We start from the raw sequence: 17,101 nt of genomic DNA on the forward strand, positions 1-17,101 counted from the left end.
CGCGGTTAAACATCAATGATCAAAACGCTCTAGTGGTCTGTCACAGCTTAATTTTAGGGTAGTGGATCTTGTTAAAGATCCTATCGCGAGAGGATCTTTAACAAGATCCACTACGGCACACCCTAATTCTTAGCTGAGACAAGCCACTAGTAGGTTCGCGGCGCGACGACGCCTTGCACCCGAGATGGCAAGCCGTGGATTCGCAGGAAGCCTTCGGCGTCGTCTTGGTTGTACGAACCGCCGCCTTCCATCGTTGCGATCTCTGCGTCGTACAAGCTGTTGGGGCTCGAGCGGGCATCTACCATGATGTTGCCCTTATAGAGTTGTAACGTGACTTCGCCGGTGCATGGTTTTTGGGCTTCGCGAATGAACGCCATCAACGCATCCATCTTGGGCGTGTACCAGAAACCGTAGTAAACCATTTCAGCAACTTCGGGGGCCATGCGATCACGCAGGTGCATCAAGTCGCGGTCCATCGTTAGTTGTTCGATGTACATCAACGCGTCGTAAAGGATTGTCATGCCGGGTGCTTCGTAAACACCACGGCTCTTCATGCCGACGAAACGATTTTCGACCATGTCGATTCGGCCGACTCCGTTGCGTCCGCCGATGTCGTTAAGGCCTTTGACCATTTCCAAAGCGCTGACGGTTTTTCCATTGAGTGAAACCGGCACACCGGATTCAAAACCGATGGTGACGTTTTCTACTTTGTCGGGTGCGTCTTGTGGGCTGACACCCATTCCGAAGTCCACGGTTTCGACGCCGTTGACATCAAGCTCTTCCAACTGACCGGCTTCGTAGCTGATGTGCAGAACGTTTTCGTCGCTGCTGTAGGGTTTGGCCGTTGACGCTTTGACTTCGATGTTTTTGTCTTTGCAATAGGCGATCAGTTCCGTACGTCCGGGGAACGCTTCGCGGAATTCTTTGATCCGCCAAGGAGCGATCATTTCAACCTTGGGGTCCAGTGCTTCGGCAGCCAATTGGAATCGGCATTGGTCATTGCCCTTCCCTGTTGCACCGTGAGCGTAGGCGGTCGCGCCGACTTCGCGAGCGATTTGAAGGCACTTTTTGCTGATCAGCGGGCGGGCGATCGAGGTGCCCAGCAGATAGATCTGTTCGTACTTGGCTTGCCAAGCCAGCACGGGGAACGCAAAATCTTTGCACAGTTCTTCTTGGACATCGATCAGGTGAGACGAGGCGGCACCACAATCTTTTGCCTTCTGCATGATCGCTTGCCGATCTTCGCAGGGCTGTCCCAAATCGACATAGACGCAGTGGCATTCGTAGCCTTGGTCTTGCAACCAACCAAGAATGACCGAGGTATCGAGTCCGCCGGAATACGCGAGAACACAGCTTTTGGTCATCAGAGGAAAGTCCACATCGAAGGAGGTATAAAGGTGGTTAACTGAGCCACCATTTGAATCCGATTCTCTCTCAATGCAAGGTGCCCGAACTTGAACGACAACTCCCGCGGCAAAAATTCTAGTAGCGACTCCCGTAGCGACTCCCGCAACGACGACCGCCCTGCCCTGCCCCGTGAATCGACGCTGCCCAGTGATCCCGGACAGACCAGCGATCCCGAACAGACCAAGCGGATTGACAACGCTGTGGTGGATCTGGGGCGGCAAGCTCGTTGTGGATTTGGCGAAGCAATCTATGGCGAGGGGAAATCGGCGGATTTGATCATTCAAATTGTCCGTGCCCAGCTCGATCAGGGCCAACAATCACTGGTGACTCGAATCACCGACGAGGTTGCCGAAGAAGTGTCGCGGCATTTTGACCACTGCCGGGCCAATCCGCTGGCCAAGACGCTAAGGATTGCAACGCAGGAAATTGATCCGCCGATTGATGACCAGTCGCATCGGGTTCATGTTGCCGTTGTTACCGCGGGCAGCACTGATCAAGGGATCGCGGAAGAGGCGATTGAAACCTTGGGCTGGATGGGAATCCCGGTTCGATCTTACAGCGACATTGGGGTGGCCGGGCCGCAGCGATTGGTCGCCGCGGTTCCCCGGCTTCGCGAAGCGTCGGCCTTGGTGGTCGTTGCGGGAATGGAAGGTGCGTTGCCATCGGTGGTTGCCGGGCATATTTCTGCGCCAATCATTGCCGTTCCCACCAGTGTCGGTTACGGCGCGAACCTGGGCGGCGTGACGGCGCTGTTGGGAATGTTGACGTCTTGCGCCGCCGGTGTGGCGGTCGTCAACATTGATGCCGGATTCAAAGGAGCATACATGGCCGGATTGGTGGTTCGCCAGCAATCCCAAGACCGAGACACTCAGCAACAACAATCTCAACAGCAGTGAAACGCGATGTCCCCTGCCCTGCCAATTTCACAGACAAATTCACAGCCGAATTCACAGCCACCTTTTCCAATTCCCTCGCGTGACGCCGACGCACACAAAGGAACGTTCGGTCGAGTCCTTCTGATCGGCGGTTCGCGAGGCATGGCGGGATCGATTGCGATGTCGGCGATTGCGGCAATGAAATCCGGCAGCGGTTTGGTGTCGGTCGCCGTTCCGGATCCGTGCTTGGAGACCGTTGCTTCGTTTCACCCGGCGATGATGACCATCCCGATCAGTGACGATGGTGGTGGCTGCTTTGGATCGAACGCGGCGTCGGAGTTGTTGCCAAAGTTGGAATCGGTTGACGCGATCGCCGTCGGTCCGGGCATGACAACTGGTCCGGGGGCGAAGCAGATTGTCGAAGACCTGATCGATTCCGCTGGCCGCCCGATGGTGTTGGACGCGGACGCGATCAATTGCTTGGCAGCGAAGGAAGACTCAAATCAAGTTCGGCTCAACCGAGTCGTCCTGACCCCGCATCCTGGCGAACTTCAGCGGCTGACGGGTGTTTCGAGCGGTCAACGCGACGCCCAGATCGCCGCGGCCAGCAAATTCGCCAAGGAAACCGCGGCGACAATTGTGGTTAAGGGCGGACCGACGGTCGTGGTCGATGGTCAGCAAACGTACGTCAACGAGACGGGAAATCCGGGAATGGCGACCGGCGGCAGCGGCGACGTTTTGACCGGTGTGATCACCAGTTTGCTTGGTCAGGGTCTCTCGCCCTGGGAAGCCAGTTGCCAAGGCGTTTGGGTTCACGGCTTGGCCGGCGACATCGCTGCAACCCAGTGTGGCGAGATCAGCATGACGGCAATGGAGATCATTTCCTCACTAAGCAGCGCTTTCCAGCAATCCAGTCCCCCGTAGCGTGATTCTGGCTGCGAATGCCCTGCAGATTACCTGATCCGTAAACTTAAACGCCCCAGCTTGAGGGTTTGGTTACGGTCAAATCCTAAGAGTCGCCCTGTTACAACTTACCCACTCCTTGCCAAAACGCGTTTGAGTCGGCAAAACATGGAAAATCAGGATGGTATTTGATGATTTTTTGCTCAAACACTTGACCATCTGCCGATACCGTTAATGGTTGCAAAACACACATCAAAAGCTGCGGCAGAAATATCTGAAATATCGGTACGATTTGCCATCGTCTTTTTTTGAGTTTGCATGATACTTCTTTGAATCCAAATGGTTTACTCCTCGCGGATCCAGTTGTGTTTTGCAGCGTTTTTGGCGGAAATGGTCTTTACGAAACTCGGATTGATCTTGTAACGTCAAATTTATCGATGGTTCAGTCCATCGACCTTATCCACTTTGCTTATCGAATCATTCCTTGCGGAACGATGCCAGCTACTTACCAGCGAAAACGCTGACTGATGTTCGATCCGGTTCCCGGTATCAACAGAAGCTCAGTAGGTTGCTGAACTGTCGTCCTTTTGCTCTGGAATCCACTTTTCCACTGAACAGTTTCCGCTGTATCGCATTGCGATCGGTGCGTTTCTTTCCGCTTCCTACGAATCGGTACAGAACCACTTTCGCCAGCGTGCCCGGTCGCTTGTTTCACTCATCTGTTTTGCCGTCTTTCAAAGGTTTGGCTTCGTGAATTGTTTGTGTGCTCTCGCAACATTGGCTACCGTCACCACCGTCGCGTTTCTTGTCGAAGCTTGGTTGTACAGGCGGCGACTTAATGGAATCCCAATCCGCGTTCACGTGAACGGAACTCGCGGTAAGTCCTCGGTCGCCCGTTTGATCGCTGCAGGTTTGCGTGGCGGCGGAATTCGTACTTGTGCCAAGACGACCGGTACCCTGGCGCGAATGATTTTCCCCAACGGCGAAGAACTGCCGATCTTCCGACCGGCTCGTGCCAACGTGATCGAACAAAAACGAGTCGTTCGTGCTGCTGCCAAGGCCAAGGCCGAAGCGTTGGTGATTGAGTGCATGGCGTTGCAACCGTTGTTGCAATCGACCTGCGAACTTCAATTGGTTCGATCCACCCACGGCGTGATCACCAACGCTCGTGCAGATCACTTGGATGTGATGGGCCCAGACCGCTTGCACGTCGCCAAGGCGCTTTCGGGCACAACGCCCGTTGCCGGCACACTGTTCACCGCCGAATCACGACTGGATTCATTGCAAGTCATGCAGCACGCCGCCCAAGACCGCGGCAGCGAAATGCAGATCATCACTCAAAACGACAGCGCCAAAATCACCGAAGAAGAACTCGCGCAGTTCAGCTATCTGGAACATGCCGAGAACGTTGCACTGGCGCTGCGAGTTTGCGAATCGATCGGCGTTGGTCGCGAAGAAGCCCTTCGCGGCATGTGGGCTGCCACGCCTGATCCGGGTGCGATGAAAGTACACACCACCGATGTTCAAGCGATGCCCTCGTTCGATTCAGGCCAACCAACCGAGCCATCGGTGTTCCACTTTGTCAACGGTTTCGCCGCCAACGACCCCGAGTCAACGGAACAGCTTTGGGAAACCGCGTTCAACCGGTTCCCCGATTCGGATCGCCGAGTGATGGTGATGAACTGTCGCGAAGATCGCCCCGATCGATCGGAAATCATGGGAGCTGCGATCGGAAAATGGTCTGCTGCTGATCAAGTGGTTGTCATCGGAACCGGTACAGAACTTTTCATGCGAGCGGCAAAGAAGAGCGGCGTTGATCCGTCTAAACTCGTATGTTTGGGCGAAGTCGAATCGCCTGAGCAAGTTGCCGAAGTGATTGCCTGTGACGACGCACTTTGCGAACCAGGTGTGATGGTGATGGGAATTGGTAACGTCAAGAACGGTGGCTTTGCACTGGATCAGTTCTTTGAAGAACACAGCAATTGGATTCCCCAGCGTGTTGCAATTGCTCAGCAAGAAGCAGCATCGGGACGCGCTAGCGTGGCGGGAGCATCTTAAGCGATGGAATGGGTCGCCGTTTCGATTGGCTTAGGCCTGATCGTTAGCCTGCTGTTTACCGAAGCGTTCGGTTTGAGTGTGGGCGGGATGATCGTGCCAGGATACTTGGCTCTTCATTTTGATCGGCCCGGAACCGTGGTTGCCACCATCGCTGCGGCAATTCTGACTTTTGTGGTCGTTCGATTTGTCAGTAAACATGCGATCGTTTTCGGTCGTCGGCGAGTCGTTTTGACAATGCTGATTGGCTTTGCGATCGGCGAGTCACTTCGTCAAGCTTTTCTTTGGTACACCAGCTACTCAATCGCCAACGACCCGACCATCTCTGATACAACTTCTAGTTTGCTTCAATCCGCGGGATCAAGTATCGATGTTGCGGACGCCAGCGTTAGCGTGATCGGTTTCGTGATTCCGGGATTGATTGCGTTGTGGATTGATCGCACCAGTCTGCTTCAAACGCTTTCGCCGTTATTCGCCGCATCAGGTTTGGTGCATTTAACGCTCGTCGTTTTGGGGCTCGAGTTCCTGAAATGAAATCACTTTATTACCGAACGCAAAACGTATCCAGCCGCGCGTTGATTTGGATCGCGGCAATCACGTTGGTGGCACTGCTGATGCTTCGCCAATGGCCAGTCCGCACGTCGGAGTGGGAACGCGAACGCATGCTCGAAGCGTCCTATCGCACCGAAGCCGCCTTTGACGCAATCGCATGCCGGCGAGTCGATTTGGGGCAACAGATGTTGCGTAGCCAAGATCCCAACGAAACGGGAATGCTGGGCCCGTCGATGTCGTTGGTGACTACCTTGCCGGGGCACTTGGACGCCAAGCTAACGTCGATCAATCCAAACTTTGCAGCCGTGACGGTACGGTTGCTTTTAGATGCAGGGATCCAACGCGGCGATTGTGTCGCGATTGGAATGACGGGCAGCTTCCCAGCGCTGAACATTTCGGTACTGCAAGCTTGCGAAAGCTTGGACCTGCGGCCGTTGATTGTCAGCAGTGCCGCGTCAAGCCAGTTTGGTGCGAATGATCCGGGCATGATGTGGCCCGACATGGAAAAAATTCTGTACGACGAAGGCATGATCAATCAACGCAGCTTGTTGACATCGCCCGGTGGATTTCGCGATGCCGCCGCCGGGATGAGCGAGGACACGCAGAAGTTGTTGTACGATTCAATCGCTCGCAACAAAGCTAGGTTGCTACGCTGTGAAACGCTGGAGGAATCGGTCGACAAGCGAATGGAAGCCTTCTTTCGATCGGCTGAAAACGAAACGATCAAGGCCTATATCAATGTTGGTGGCGGAGCCGCATCGGTCGGTGGTACCGAGGGCAACGACTTGTGGGGCAGCGGTTTGATTTTGCCTGACGTGCTTCAGACGATGGATGAAGAAGTGGACTGCGTGGCGACGCGGTTTCTAAAGCGGGATGTTCCGCTGATCAATATGGTTCATTCGGTTTCAATGGCGAAGCGATATCAATTGGTGATCGCGGGTGCCACGCCACCCATTGTGGGCGAAGGCACCGTCTACGAATCGGCCGCCTACCGGCGTTGGCTGGCCCTGCTGGGCATCGTGATGATCTTGGTAACGACTTGGTTTGCGGTAAAGCCACCGCCTGCATTCACGAATCTGCTTCAGCGAAGTCGATCGTGGAGCGAGAAGAACGAAAAGCCGCAGTGGATGGTTTAAGTCCAACGCTTACCTAGGGAGGGGATAATTGTTATCCTGCCCTCCCCTGCCCCGTTGATTTCCCCCCACTGATTTCCTGTTCTCGTTCGCTGCGACTTCGTGACACCTATCGTTTCCATCTCTGATCTTGTGTCGAATGGGACCGGCGGATCCAGCTTGCCCGAAGAGTTCCGTGGTGGCGCGATTTCGATCGGAAACTTCGACGGTGTGCATCGCGGGCACGCGGCATTGCTCAGTCGAGTCCGCCGGATGGCTGATCGCGTGGGCGGTCCCGCTATCGCCGTCACGTTTGATCCGCATCCGGTGAAGTTGCTTCGCCCCGAATTGGCACCGACTCGATTGACATCGATTGCCGTGCGTGCCGAGCGAATGTCGCAGATCGGCATGGATGCCTTGGTGGTTTGTGAGACCACGCCGGACCTGCTGAACCTATCCGCTGCCGAGTTCTTTCAAAGCCTGGTTTGTGACCAATTGGACGCCAAAGGAATCGTCGAAGGCCCTAATTTCTTTTTTGGTAAAGACCGAGGCGGCGATGTCGAAGTGCTTCGCAAGATGGCCCAGCAATCGAAACGCGAAATCGAGATTGTTAATCCAGAGTTAGACGGCGATCGCATGGTCAGCAGCAGCATGATTCGCAGTTGCATTGCCAGCGGTGATGTCGCCGAAGCCGCGTTGCTTTGCGGGCATCGACATCTGATCACGGGGATCGTTTCCAAGGGTGCCCAACGCGGTCGCAAAATTGGTTTCCCCACCGCTAACTTGGAAAACATTGATGCGTTGGTGCCCAAGCCGGGTGTGTACGCAGGTCTGGCGTGGCTGCCTGGCGAAAACGATTACCGGTATGCCGCAGCGATTCACATCGGGCCTAACCCAACGTTTGACGATGATGGGGCCGTCAAGGTTGAGGTCCACCTGATCGACTATGATGGCGGCCTTTACGATCAACACTTGCGAGTTGAATTCGTCGATCGTTTGCGTGACATTCAGCGTTTTGATTCGTCGGATGATCTGAAGATGCAGCTCGAAAAAGACGTTCAGAGCGTCCGTGATCTAAACCTACCGAAAGGCAAACGCCGATGAGCGTCAATTGGAAAGCATTCATCAATCAGATCAGCCATTACGAATCCTTCGTTCTGGTCAGCCACATCCGGCCTGATTGTGACGCTCTTGGCAGCGAACTTGGAATGGCCGAAGTCCTGCGAGCGGTGGGAAAGAAAGTGCGAATCATCAACGCGCATCGCACACCCGCTGCGCTGAATTTCCTGGACCCCGCCGGCAACATTGAAGTGCTGGGGGATCACGTCGAAGCCGAAGACATTTCAACCAACTGCATCATGATTCTGGACACCAGCGCCTGGGCACAATTGGGAGACATGGGCGACGTGATCCGCGTCGCCAGTTGTGACAAGATCGTGCTGGATCATCACGTTGGTGAAGATGATTTGGGTGCCACGATGTACAAAGATTATCAGGCCGAAGCGACCGGCCAATTAGTCGTGCAGGCGGCCGATGCGTTGGGTGTTCCACTGACGCGAACCATGGCGATGCCGCTGTTCGCAGCAATCGCAACCGACACCGGTTGGTTTCGGTTCCCAAGCGTCACCTCTGAAACCTATCGCGTGATCGCTCGATTGATCGACGTCGGCGTGGTGCCAGCGGAAGTTTATGGTGACCTTTACGAACGCGACACGATCGGTCGTTTGCGGCTACGCGGCTTGGCGCTTTCTAGAACGCAAACCGAACTGGACGGGGCGTTGATGTACACCTGGGTCGAAAAGCAAGATTTCGAGGCGACCGGCGCGCTGCCCAACGATACCGAAGACGCGATCAACTTGACGCTGGCCGTCGAAGGTGCCCAGGGAGCGGTAATTTTTGTCGGACAAATTCGCGGCGGATTCAAGATGAGTTTCCGCAGCCGGTGCGGCATGGATTGCAACGAAGTCGCTAGAAATTTTGGTGGCGGCGGTCACAAAGCTGCCGCCGGTGCCTTCGTCGAAGGAACCCTGGCCGAAGCAAAAGAACGAGTGCTGCCGGTCGTTCGCGAAGCGATGGAAAAAGGACTCCAGTAGATAGAATCTTGCGTTGACAATTTGTTCATAGAAACTAATTCAGCAATCAAACAATCGTACGTGGGATCTATTAGGCTATGGGAGTGCATTAGTGCCGGCGGCTCTGAAGCCTTTTCTGTTCCCTTTAAGAGAATCCCTCCATGAAGCGTTTCTTGTCTCAGCTTTCATTCTTGTGTTTCGCATGCGTTTATTGCTTCTCGTTTGAGAAGACTGCTATCGCCAGCGATGTTGTCTTTCAAGAAGAAGGCGGCATCGTTGCTGTCGAAGCGGAACACTTTTTCGACCAGACGCACACTGAAAAGCGTTCTTTTCATTTGACCAGTTCCACGGTTAAGCCTGGCATCAAACCTGACCCTGATCCATCGCATGTTGGTGGCGCTAGCGGCGGAGCGTATCTGGAGATTTTGCCTGACACCCGCGTCACGCATGACGACGAGTTGATTCGGGGAACAAATTTCTCTGATCAGCCAGGGAAGTTGGCGATCCTTCATTACAAGGTTAACTTTCAAACGCCTGGCAAGTACTACGTTTGGGTTCGCGCTCATTCCACCGGCGGCGAAGATAACGGTCTTCACGTGGGGCTGGATGGTCAGTGGCCCGAAAGCGGTCAACGTCTACAGTGGTGTGTTGGTAAGAACAGTTGGCGATGGGAAAGCAAACAGCGAACCAAAGAAGTCCATTGCGGCGAGCCTCATAAGATCTTTCTAGAAATTAAAGATGCCGGCCAACACACGATTTCATTCTCGATGCGAGAAGACGGCTTCGAGTTTGATAAATGGTTGATGACAACCGACCGTAACTTTGCTCTGCCCAATGGTGTTGGACCTGTTTCCAAGGTTCATTCGGGAACCATGCCAGCGGCTTTCCCGATGGTCGATGCCCCGGCAAGGCAGGCTAAGCAAAGTTTGAAACCTGTTGCATCTACGCATGGTCAATCCGCTGGCAACAATGGCACGCTGACGAAAGGCACGCTGACGATTGGTGCTCGTGACTTTGATCTTGCTGGCACTGGTTTCTATCTTGATCAGGGCAAATGGTTGGCGGTCAATCCTAACCAAAGGAAACAGGGCAAGGTAACCATCACGTTCCCCTACCCTACTGGTAAGTATGACATCACCTTGCAAGCGATTGGCGAAAACGATGGTCAGTCCACTTTCAAGCTTGAACTTGATGATGATTTGGTTGGCGATTTCAAATGTCCGCTTAGTAAGGAAATGTTTGAAGACGCACCAAAGTTTCGTAAGACATGGAAAGCTGTCCCAATCACCGATGGAGCGATCCTTGGCGTGACGGCAAACATCGGCTCGAGCGACGGCTTGGAATACAGCCGTGCTCGTTGGGTAGCCGTGAAGTTTAAACCCGCTGACGATGCAACAAGAAAGGCCGCACAACCATTCTTGAAGCGGCAAAAGCCAAAGCCAGCCAAGGCGGTTTCGGCTAAGCCATCCAGCCCAACCAAACCTGTCAGCAAGTTGCCTTTGATTTTGCCTCGTCAGCCCGATGGAGATGGTTCCATCGAGATATCAGGTGAAACCAAGCAGTGGCATAAAGTGACGCTGACGATGGATGGACCTTACGCTCACGAACAAGACAACGCACCGAATCCCTACACGGATCTTTGCATGTCGGTCACATGGAAACACTCCGATGGCACCACGTACACGGTCCCCGGATACTTTGCGGCCGATGGCAATGCGGGCGAATCCTCCGCGGATTCGGGGACCGCATGGCGGGCCCATTTTGCACCGGACCGCACTGGCCAATGGTCCTACACCGTTTCGTTTCGGCGAGGTCCGCTTGCGGCACTCAGCTTGGAAAACGACGGGGATGCCGTTGCCCCTTTTGACGCTCAACAGGGGCAAGTGTCAATCGATCAAAGCGACAAGCAAGGCACCGACCTTCGTGCTCGCGGTCGATTGCAAATCGTTGGCAAGCGTTACCTGCAATTCGCTGGCAGCAAACAGTACTTCTTGAAAGTCGGCGCGGACGCGCCGGAAACGATGCTGGGCTACGCGGATTTCGACAACACGATTGCTGGAAAGCCAAAAAAGGTTCCGCTGAAGACATGGACGCCACATGTTGGTGACTGGCAATCAGGCGACCCCACATGGAAGAACGGTAAGGGCAAGGGGCTGATCGGTGCGATCAATTATCTGTCCGGCAAAGGATGCAACGCGTTTTCGTTTTTGACCTACAACGCTGGCGGTGATGGCGACAACGTGTGGCCGTTCATTCATCGTGACGACAAACTGCATTACGATTGCAGCAAGCTGGATCAGTGGGGCGTCGTCTTCGATCACGGTACCGCCAAGGGCATGTACCTGCATTTCAAAATGCAAGAAACCGAGAACGACGACGACATTCCTGAATCGCTCGACGGTGGAAACTTGGGTGTCCAACGCAAACTGTATTGCCGCGAATTGATCGCTCGCTACGCCCATAACTTGGCATTGAACTGGAACATCAGCGAAGAGAACACTCAGTCGATCCCGCAGATCAAAGCGATGCTTGATTACATCGCCAGCCTGGATGCCTATGGTCACAATCGCGTGACGCATACGTACCCCAATCAACAGGACAAGGTGTACCGACCGCTGCTCGGTGACAAGTCAAAGTTGACCGGGTTGTCGTTGCAGAACAGCGCGATCAAAGACACGCACCGTCAAACGGTCAAATGGGTTCAGTTATCCGCGGCGGCTGGTAAGCCTTGGATCGTGGCCTTTGACGAATCAGGCACCGCGGCTCATGGCCAAAGTCCCGATCTTGGCTATCGCGGATTCGACGGCCGCGACAAAACCGGCAAGATGGCTTACACCCAACACGAAGTTCGCAAGCAGACCCTGTGGGGAACGTTGATGGGAGGCGGTGCCGGTGTGGAATACTACTTCGGATATCAATTCGTCGAGAACGATTTGATTTGCGAGGATTGGCGTAGCCGCGATCAGAGTTGGGATTATTGCCGAATCGCGATCAGCTTTTTCCATGACAACAAAATCCCGTTCTGGGAAATGTCGAATCAAGATGCGTTGGTGGGTAATCCGAACCACGGCAATTCCAAGTACTGCCTTGCCAAGCCCGGTGAATCCTACGTGGTCTATCTATCCGAAGGTGGAACCACTGAGCTTGATTTAAGCGAGGCCAGCGGAGATTACTCCGTGCGTTGGTTCAACCCGCGCGACGGCGGACCGATGCAGTCCGGATCGATCGCAAGCGTTCAAGGCGGCAGTGTTGTTGACTTAGGAAAAGCACCTTCAGATACCAACCAAGACTGGATCGTGGTGGTGGATTAGGGCTACAAAATCCGGGTGCTGACCTGGCGCCGTGAACAGCTTTGGCTAAGGGGCGATTGCTGTCGGCCCGCTGGGCCTAGTCGGTTTTGGTTTCGAGAAACCGGTGGCTGCGCCACCGGCACGGGGCTGCCGCCACTTCGTGGCTGAGAGTCATACCAGGCCCGGAGGGCCGAAAGCCCAATGCCGGTGGCGAAGCCACCGGTTAATACAACTAAAACCGAAAAGGCCCGGAGGGCCGACAGCTCCCTGCCGGGTGCGCGAGCACCCGGATGGCTGCCCCACATCAATTCTCTGGCTCGGTTTTCCCGTTGCTGGGCCCGTCAGGGTTCAGTACCTGTTCAGTCCATCACTACCTGTACCCGACTGAACCCTGGCGGGACCAGCTACGAAAGACTTCGCTAAATACGGAACTTGTTTCGTGACAGTTCCTAAGCCGACGCTCTCGCTTGCGCCACGTGCTAGATCTCGTAGCTCTCGCCGACCGCCAACACCTTTGCATCGCTGCCCGTTTCTTTCACGCGATTTGCCCAGGCATTTGCATCCTGTTCGATCGGTGGCCAAGTTCCGTAGTGTGTCGGCAGCACCATCTTGGGCTCGATCAGCTTGACGACCTCGATCGAATCATCGACGCCCATGGTGAACTGGTCACCGATGGGCAACACCGCGACGTCAACGCCTGCAGCGTAAAATTTCATGTCGCCGAAGTACGCCGTATCGCAGGCAAAGTAAATTCGCTTGCCATCGATTGTCAGGATAAAGCCAGCAGGGTTTCCACCGTCTTTACCGTCGGGCATGCCACTGCTGTGGACCGCTGGCACCATTTTGACTTTGCCAAACGGCAGATCGACTTGCCCGCCAAAGTTCATCGGCGTCGTGCTCTCGATTCCTTTTTCACCAAACCAACTTGCGACCTCAAAATTCGCAACCACGTTTGATCCGCAACGCCTCGCGATCGTTTCGACATCGGCAACATGATCAAAGTGACCATGCGAAACCAAGATGTGCGAAACGTTGTCGCGAAAATCATCCGCTGAAACTTTCGCCGCTGGATTGTCGGTAAAAAACGGATCCAGCAACACACGGTGCTGGTTCGTTTCAATGATCCACGATGCGTGGGAGAGCCAAGTCAATTTTACCATTTCTAAAAAGTCCAAACACTCGTCGATTGTTTATCAGAAATTTGAATCGCTGGGCGATCGTTCAATGGATCTTTCTTGAGTGAAAAACCGACGTCGATCGAAGTCGAAATTGCTTCCGCACCATCGACTTCTGTCAGTCCCAAGGATTGCATTCCACCGTTTGAAAGTGAATACAATTCCAGCCGCCACGGATCTCGATCAATCACCAGCAATTCTCTTGTGCCAACTTCGGCGTAAAAATCTAGTTTATCTCGACTGCGATCACCCTCGCTAACGATTTCGATTGCCAGATCCGGACCGCCCCGCCAGTAGGCCCCACAGTCGACTGCCTTACCATTGGCCAGGAAGACTGCCACATCGGGAATCCGATAGTTTTTGTCCCAGCCCTCGTCGCGATCGGACACATTGACCGTCGTCATCACGCTGCCGCGATCGGAATCACCGATCAGTTGGTCCAAGTAACGTGCCAATTTGGTGCCAATACGTTGGTGTTCGTTGTTTGGTGCCGGAGCCATCATATAAGTTCCTTCCCAAACCTCATCAAAGCGATCCTGACCCGACTTCGCGCGTTCTTGTAACAACGACGATAGCACCGATTGATCTAGCACCACGGCATGATCAATCAGTTCGATTGCGTCTTTGGAAGGCGGGAGTTTTCGAATCACCAATCTTCTCCTCGAAGCCTAGCGATTTCCATTGCGTCTTTGTCCCCACGACCAGACAAACAAACGACCAGATGCTGATCGGACGACATTTCGGCAGCGATGTCGATTGCCTTCGCGATCGCGTGCGACGTTTCCAGGGCCGCGATGATGCCTTCAGTTTTGGCTAGACGATCAAACGCGTTCATCGCCGCGTCGTCCCCGCATTCAAAGTAATCGACTCGCCCGGTGTCTTTCCAGTAGCTGTGTTCAGGACCAACGCCGGGATAGTCCAGTCCAGCACTCATCGAATGGACGTCGCAAGTTTGACCGTCATCGTCCTGCATCACGTAGCTGTAACTTCCGTGCAGCACTCCGGGGCTACCGAACGTTAGCGGCGACGCATGGTCACCTGCGCCCGCCCCCCGACCGCCCGCTTCGACACCGACCAGTCGGACGCCTTCGTCTTCAACAAACGGAAAGAACATGCCAGCCGCATTGGAACCACCGCCGACACATGCCACCACACAATCGGGCAGCCGATCGAACGACTCGATCGATTGCTGTTTGGTTTCGCGACCGATCACCGCCTGGAAATCTCGGACCATCATTGGGAACGGGTGAGGCCCGATCACGCTGCCGATGATGTAGTGGGTGTCTTCGACTGACGACATCCAATCTCGCATCGCTTCGTTGACCGCGTCGCGCAGAGTCTTTGATCCACTTTCGACGCTGCAAATTTCGGCTCCCATCAATTTCATGCTGAACACGTTGGGTTTCTGGCGGCGAATGTCTTCAGCCCCCATGTAAACCGTGCAAGGCAAACCAAAGTGGGCACAAGCCGTCGCGGACGCCACGCCGTGCTGGCCGGCTCCGGTTTCCGCAATTACACGCGTCTTGCCCATCCGCAGGGTCAGCAGAGCCTGGCCGAGCGTATTGTTGATCTTGTGAGCACCGGTGTGGTTCAGATCTTCGCGTTTGAACCAGATTTGGGCTCCACCGACTTCGCCGGACAGCCGTTTCGCGTGATAGAGCGGGTTGGCTCGCCCGACGAAGGTCCGCAACAACTCGTCTAATTCAGCCTGAAACGACGGATCTTTTTTGGCCAATTCGTACTCAGACGACAATTGATCCAGGGCTTTGGTCAGCGTTTCAGGCACAAATCGCCCGCCGAAATCGCCAAATCGTCCGTTTAAATCGGGCACCAGAGCCGAAGCTCGGTCGGTAAGGGGTGCGGTGCTCATGCAGTCAGTTCAGCGCTGGAAAGGTGGAAAGGGAGTCGTCAACTTGAATTCCTGTTACCGCAATTGTCTTCCCAAGGCCAACTTAGGTCAACGGAATCGAATTTTGACCGCCAATCCGTGCCCCTGACAGCCAATTTTGTCCTCAAATTTGTGCCGATCGTTACATTTTCCTCGAATCATCGGACCAGAATCTAGCGACAAGACCGACTTGCCGATCTAATCTTGTAGGCTCACCGATTCAGGCATATCACCGCGAAAATTGACATGTTGCAGACCGCTCAAGCTCACAACGCCCAGCAAACCGATCTCGCCTTCCAGCAGTGCATCAATGCAGACTGCAAGGCGACCTACGACGCCAACACGATTCGCACTAGCTGCGACAAGTGCGGCGACCTGCTGGATATCGCCTACGATTGGGACCGCGCCGCGGTACCGAATAAACTGAGCGATTTCGAGCAATTCTGGTCCGAGCGAACCAACCCGGTTCGGTTTTCCGGCGTCTGGCGGTTTCACGAACTGTTGCCGTTCGCCCCGCAAGACAAATTGGTAACCGTCGGCGAAGGCCAAACGCTGCTGCAACAAACCGACCGCGTTGGCGATTACGTCGGCATGAATCACGGCCAACTGCACCTGCAATACGAAGGCATGAATCCGTCGGGCAGTTTCAAAGACAACGGCATGTGCGCCGCAGTGACGCACGCCAGCATGATGGGTGCCAAACGAGCCGCCTGTGCATCGACGGGAAACACGTCGGCCAGCTTGGCGCTTTACTGCAGCGCGACCCGATTGATGAAAGCGGTCATCTTCATCGGCAGCGGAAAGATCAGCTACGGCAAACTCTCACAAGCACTCGACTACGGTGCCCTGACCGTTCAGATCGCAGGCGATTTTGACGACGCAATGTTGCGTGTTCGTGAAGTCGCAAGTGAGCTTGGCATTTACCTGGTCAACAGCGTCAACCCTTTTCGCTTGGAAGGGCAAAAGACGATCATGTTCCGCGTGCTGGAATCACTCGGTTGGGAGATTCCGGATTGGATCGTCGTGCCGGGCGGAAATCTTGGAAACAGCAGTGCGTTCGCCAAGGCGTTCATGGAACTGAAACAACACGGATTGATCGACAAAGTGCCGCGGCTTGCCGTCATCAACGCGGGCGGTGCTGATACGTTGTATGAACTGTACGAACGTCGCGGCGTTCGTTGGAACGCAGGCCGCGTGGTGATGGATCCGATCGTTGACTACAACGACAAGATGGATCGTGAACACATTCGCGCCGACACGATTGCATCGGCCATCGAAATCAATCGTCCCGTGAACTTAAAGAAGTGCTTGCGAGCACTCGACTTCATGGACGGCGTTGTCCGCCAAGTTCCCGACCAAGACATCTTGGATGCCAAAGCCAAAATCGGCGAAGGCGGGTTTGGTTGTGAACCAGCATCGGCGGCCAGCGTTGCTGGTGCCAAGTTGCTGCGCCGCGAAGGCGTGATCGCACCAAGCGATCGAGTCGTTTGCGTTCTGACGGGACACGAGCTGAAAGACCCGTCGGCCACCGTCGCCTATCACACGTCCGACCAAGACGTGTTCAACAAAACGCTAGGCAGTCGAGGCGTCACCAAAGCCAGCTACGCCAACCGAGCCGTCGCGGTTCCCAACGAACTCGACGACATCATCAAAGCGATCCAGTTGTATTCGTAGCGTTGTGGTTGCGTTGACATGGTCCGGGCCGCGAACGCGCACGCCCGCCTTAGATTCTAAGCATTCCGACGGCTAGGCTTTGTTAGTCCCGAAGGGAC

General features: G+C 54.7%; 13 protein-coding genes. 9 read left to right on the forward strand and 4 right to left on the reverse strand.

What is annotated here, in order from left to right; translation table 11 throughout:
* Positions 1-146 precede the first annotated feature (146 nt).
* Positions 147-1,364 carry an argininosuccinate synthase gene (locus RC85_RS01205; RefSeq protein WP_068258052.1) on the reverse strand — a complete coding sequence of 406 codons (1,218 nt, stop codon included), beginning with the start codon at positions 1,362-1,364 and terminating at the stop codon, positions 147-149.
* A 90-nt stretch (positions 1,365-1,454) separates the two neighbouring features.
* Between RC85_RS01205 and larB the strand changes: the two genes are divergently transcribed.
* The 8 genes from larB to RC85_RS01245 all read left to right on the forward strand — a co-directional run bounded on the left by larB (position 1,455) and on the right by RC85_RS01245 (position 12,287).
* On the forward strand, positions 1,455-2,303 hold the full coding sequence (gene larB, locus RC85_RS01210) for a nickel pincer cofactor biosynthesis protein LarB (protein ID WP_084422249.1): 849 nt from the start codon (positions 1,455-1,457) through the stop codon (positions 2,301-2,303).
* 6 nt (positions 2,304-2,309) lie between these two features.
* Positions 2,310-3,206 carry an NAD(P)H-hydrate dehydratase gene (locus tag RC85_RS01215; RefSeq protein ID WP_068258053.1) on the forward strand — a complete coding sequence of 299 codons (897 nt, stop codon included), beginning with the start codon at positions 2,310-2,312 and terminating at the stop codon, positions 3,204-3,206.
* A gap of 729 nt (positions 3,207-3,935) precedes the next feature.
* Positions 3,936-5,243: a poly-gamma-glutamate synthase PgsB gene (gene pgsB / locus RC85_RS01220; RefSeq protein WP_084422250.1), complete on the forward strand. Its 1,308-nt coding sequence runs from the start codon at positions 3,936-3,938 to the stop codon at positions 5,241-5,243.
* A 3-nt stretch (positions 5,244-5,246) separates the two neighbouring features.
* Entirely contained in the window at positions 5,247-5,774 is a 528-nt protein-coding gene (gene pgsC / locus RC85_RS01225) for a poly-gamma-glutamate biosynthesis protein PgsC (RefSeq protein ID WP_068258055.1), read from the forward strand.
* Complete coding sequence (gene pgsW / locus RC85_RS01230) at positions 5,771-6,928, forward strand: poly-gamma-glutamate system protein (protein ID WP_068258056.1); 1,158 nt, start codon at positions 5,771-5,773, stop codon at positions 6,926-6,928. Before pgsC ends, pgsW begins: the two co-directional genes overlap by 4 nt.
* A 99-nt stretch (positions 6,929-7,027) precedes the next feature.
* Positions 7,028-8,008 (forward strand): bifunctional riboflavin kinase/FAD synthetase, encoded by a 981-nt coding sequence (locus RC85_RS01235; protein WP_068258057.1) that lies wholly within the window; start codon positions 7,028-7,030, stop codon positions 8,006-8,008.
* Complete coding sequence (locus tag RC85_RS01240; RefSeq protein WP_068258058.1) at positions 8,005-8,997, forward strand: DHH family phosphoesterase; 993 nt, start codon at positions 8,005-8,007, stop codon at positions 8,995-8,997. Before RC85_RS01235 ends, RC85_RS01240 begins: the two co-directional genes overlap by 4 nt.
* Before the next feature lie 140 nt (positions 8,998-9,137).
* Positions 9,138-12,287: a DUF5060 domain-containing protein gene (locus tag RC85_RS01245; RefSeq protein WP_084422251.1), complete on the forward strand. Its 3,150-nt coding sequence runs from the start codon at positions 9,138-9,140 to the stop codon at positions 12,285-12,287.
* A 458-nt stretch (positions 12,288-12,745) separates the two neighbouring features.
* Here RC85_RS01245 and RC85_RS01250 read toward each other — a convergent pair whose 3' ends face one another.
* The 3 genes from RC85_RS01250 to trpB are packed head-to-tail and all read right to left on the reverse strand — an operon-like array spanning position 12,746 to position 15,311.
* A complete protein-coding gene (locus RC85_RS01250) occupies positions 12,746-13,426 on the reverse strand; it encodes a metal-dependent hydrolase (RefSeq protein WP_068258059.1) in 681 nt (226 codons plus the stop codon).
* A gap of 2 nt (positions 13,427-13,428) precedes the next feature.
* Positions 13,429-14,091: a Uma2 family endonuclease gene (locus tag RC85_RS01255; RefSeq protein WP_149752815.1), complete on the reverse strand. Its 663-nt coding sequence runs from the start codon at positions 14,089-14,091 to the stop codon at positions 13,429-13,431.
* Positions 14,088-15,311, reverse strand: a complete 1,224-nt coding sequence (gene trpB / locus RC85_RS01260; protein WP_068258061.1) for a tryptophan synthase subunit beta — start codon at positions 15,309-15,311, stop codon at positions 14,088-14,090. Before trpB ends, RC85_RS01255 begins: the two co-directional genes overlap by 4 nt.
* Before the next feature lie 264 nt (positions 15,312-15,575).
* On the opposite strand from trpB, the gene thrC reads away from it, so the two are divergent.
* Positions 15,576-17,003: a threonine synthase gene (gene thrC, locus RC85_RS01265; protein ID WP_068258062.1), complete on the forward strand. Its 1,428-nt coding sequence runs from the start codon at positions 15,576-15,578 to the stop codon at positions 17,001-17,003.
* Positions 17,004-17,101: the final 98 nt, after the last annotated feature.

Source organism: Rubripirellula obstinata (assembly GCF_001642955.1).
Lineage (GTDB): Bacteria > Planctomycetota > Planctomycetia > Pirellulales > Pirellulaceae > Rubripirellula > Rubripirellula obstinata.

Excerpts from the sequence above, each read along its gene's own strand:
- RC85_RS01205 (WP_068258052.1), bottom strand. The coding sequence starts at position 1,364 with ATGACCAAAAGCTGTGTTCTCGCGTATTCCGGCGGACTCGATACCTCG.
- RC85_RS01215 (WP_068258053.1), top strand. The coding sequence starts at position 2,310 with ATGTCCCCTGCCCTGCCAATTTCACAGACAAATTCACAGCCGAATTCA.
- pgsC (WP_068258055.1), top strand. The coding sequence starts at position 5,247 with ATGGAATGGGTCGCCGTTTCGATTGGCTTAGGCCTGATCGTTAGCCTG.
- pgsW (WP_068258056.1), top strand. The coding sequence starts at position 5,771 with ATGAAATCACTTTATTACCGAACGCAAAACGTATCCAGCCGCGCGTTG.
- RC85_RS01240 (WP_068258058.1), top strand. The coding sequence starts at position 8,005 with ATGAGCGTCAATTGGAAAGCATTCATCAATCAGATCAGCCATTACGAA.
- RC85_RS01245 (WP_084422251.1), top strand. The coding sequence starts at position 9,138 with ATGAAGCGTTTCTTGTCTCAGCTTTCATTCTTGTGTTTCGCATGCGTT.
- RC85_RS01250 (WP_068258059.1), bottom strand. The coding sequence starts at position 13,426 with ATGGTAAAATTGACTTGGCTCTCCCACGCATCGTGGATCATTGAAACG.
- trpB (WP_068258061.1), bottom strand. The coding sequence starts at position 15,311 with ATGAGCACCGCACCCCTTACCGACCGAGCTTCGGCTCTGGTGCCCGAT.
- thrC (WP_068258062.1), top strand. The coding sequence starts at position 15,576 with ATGTTGCAGACCGCTCAAGCTCACAACGCCCAGCAAACCGATCTCGCC.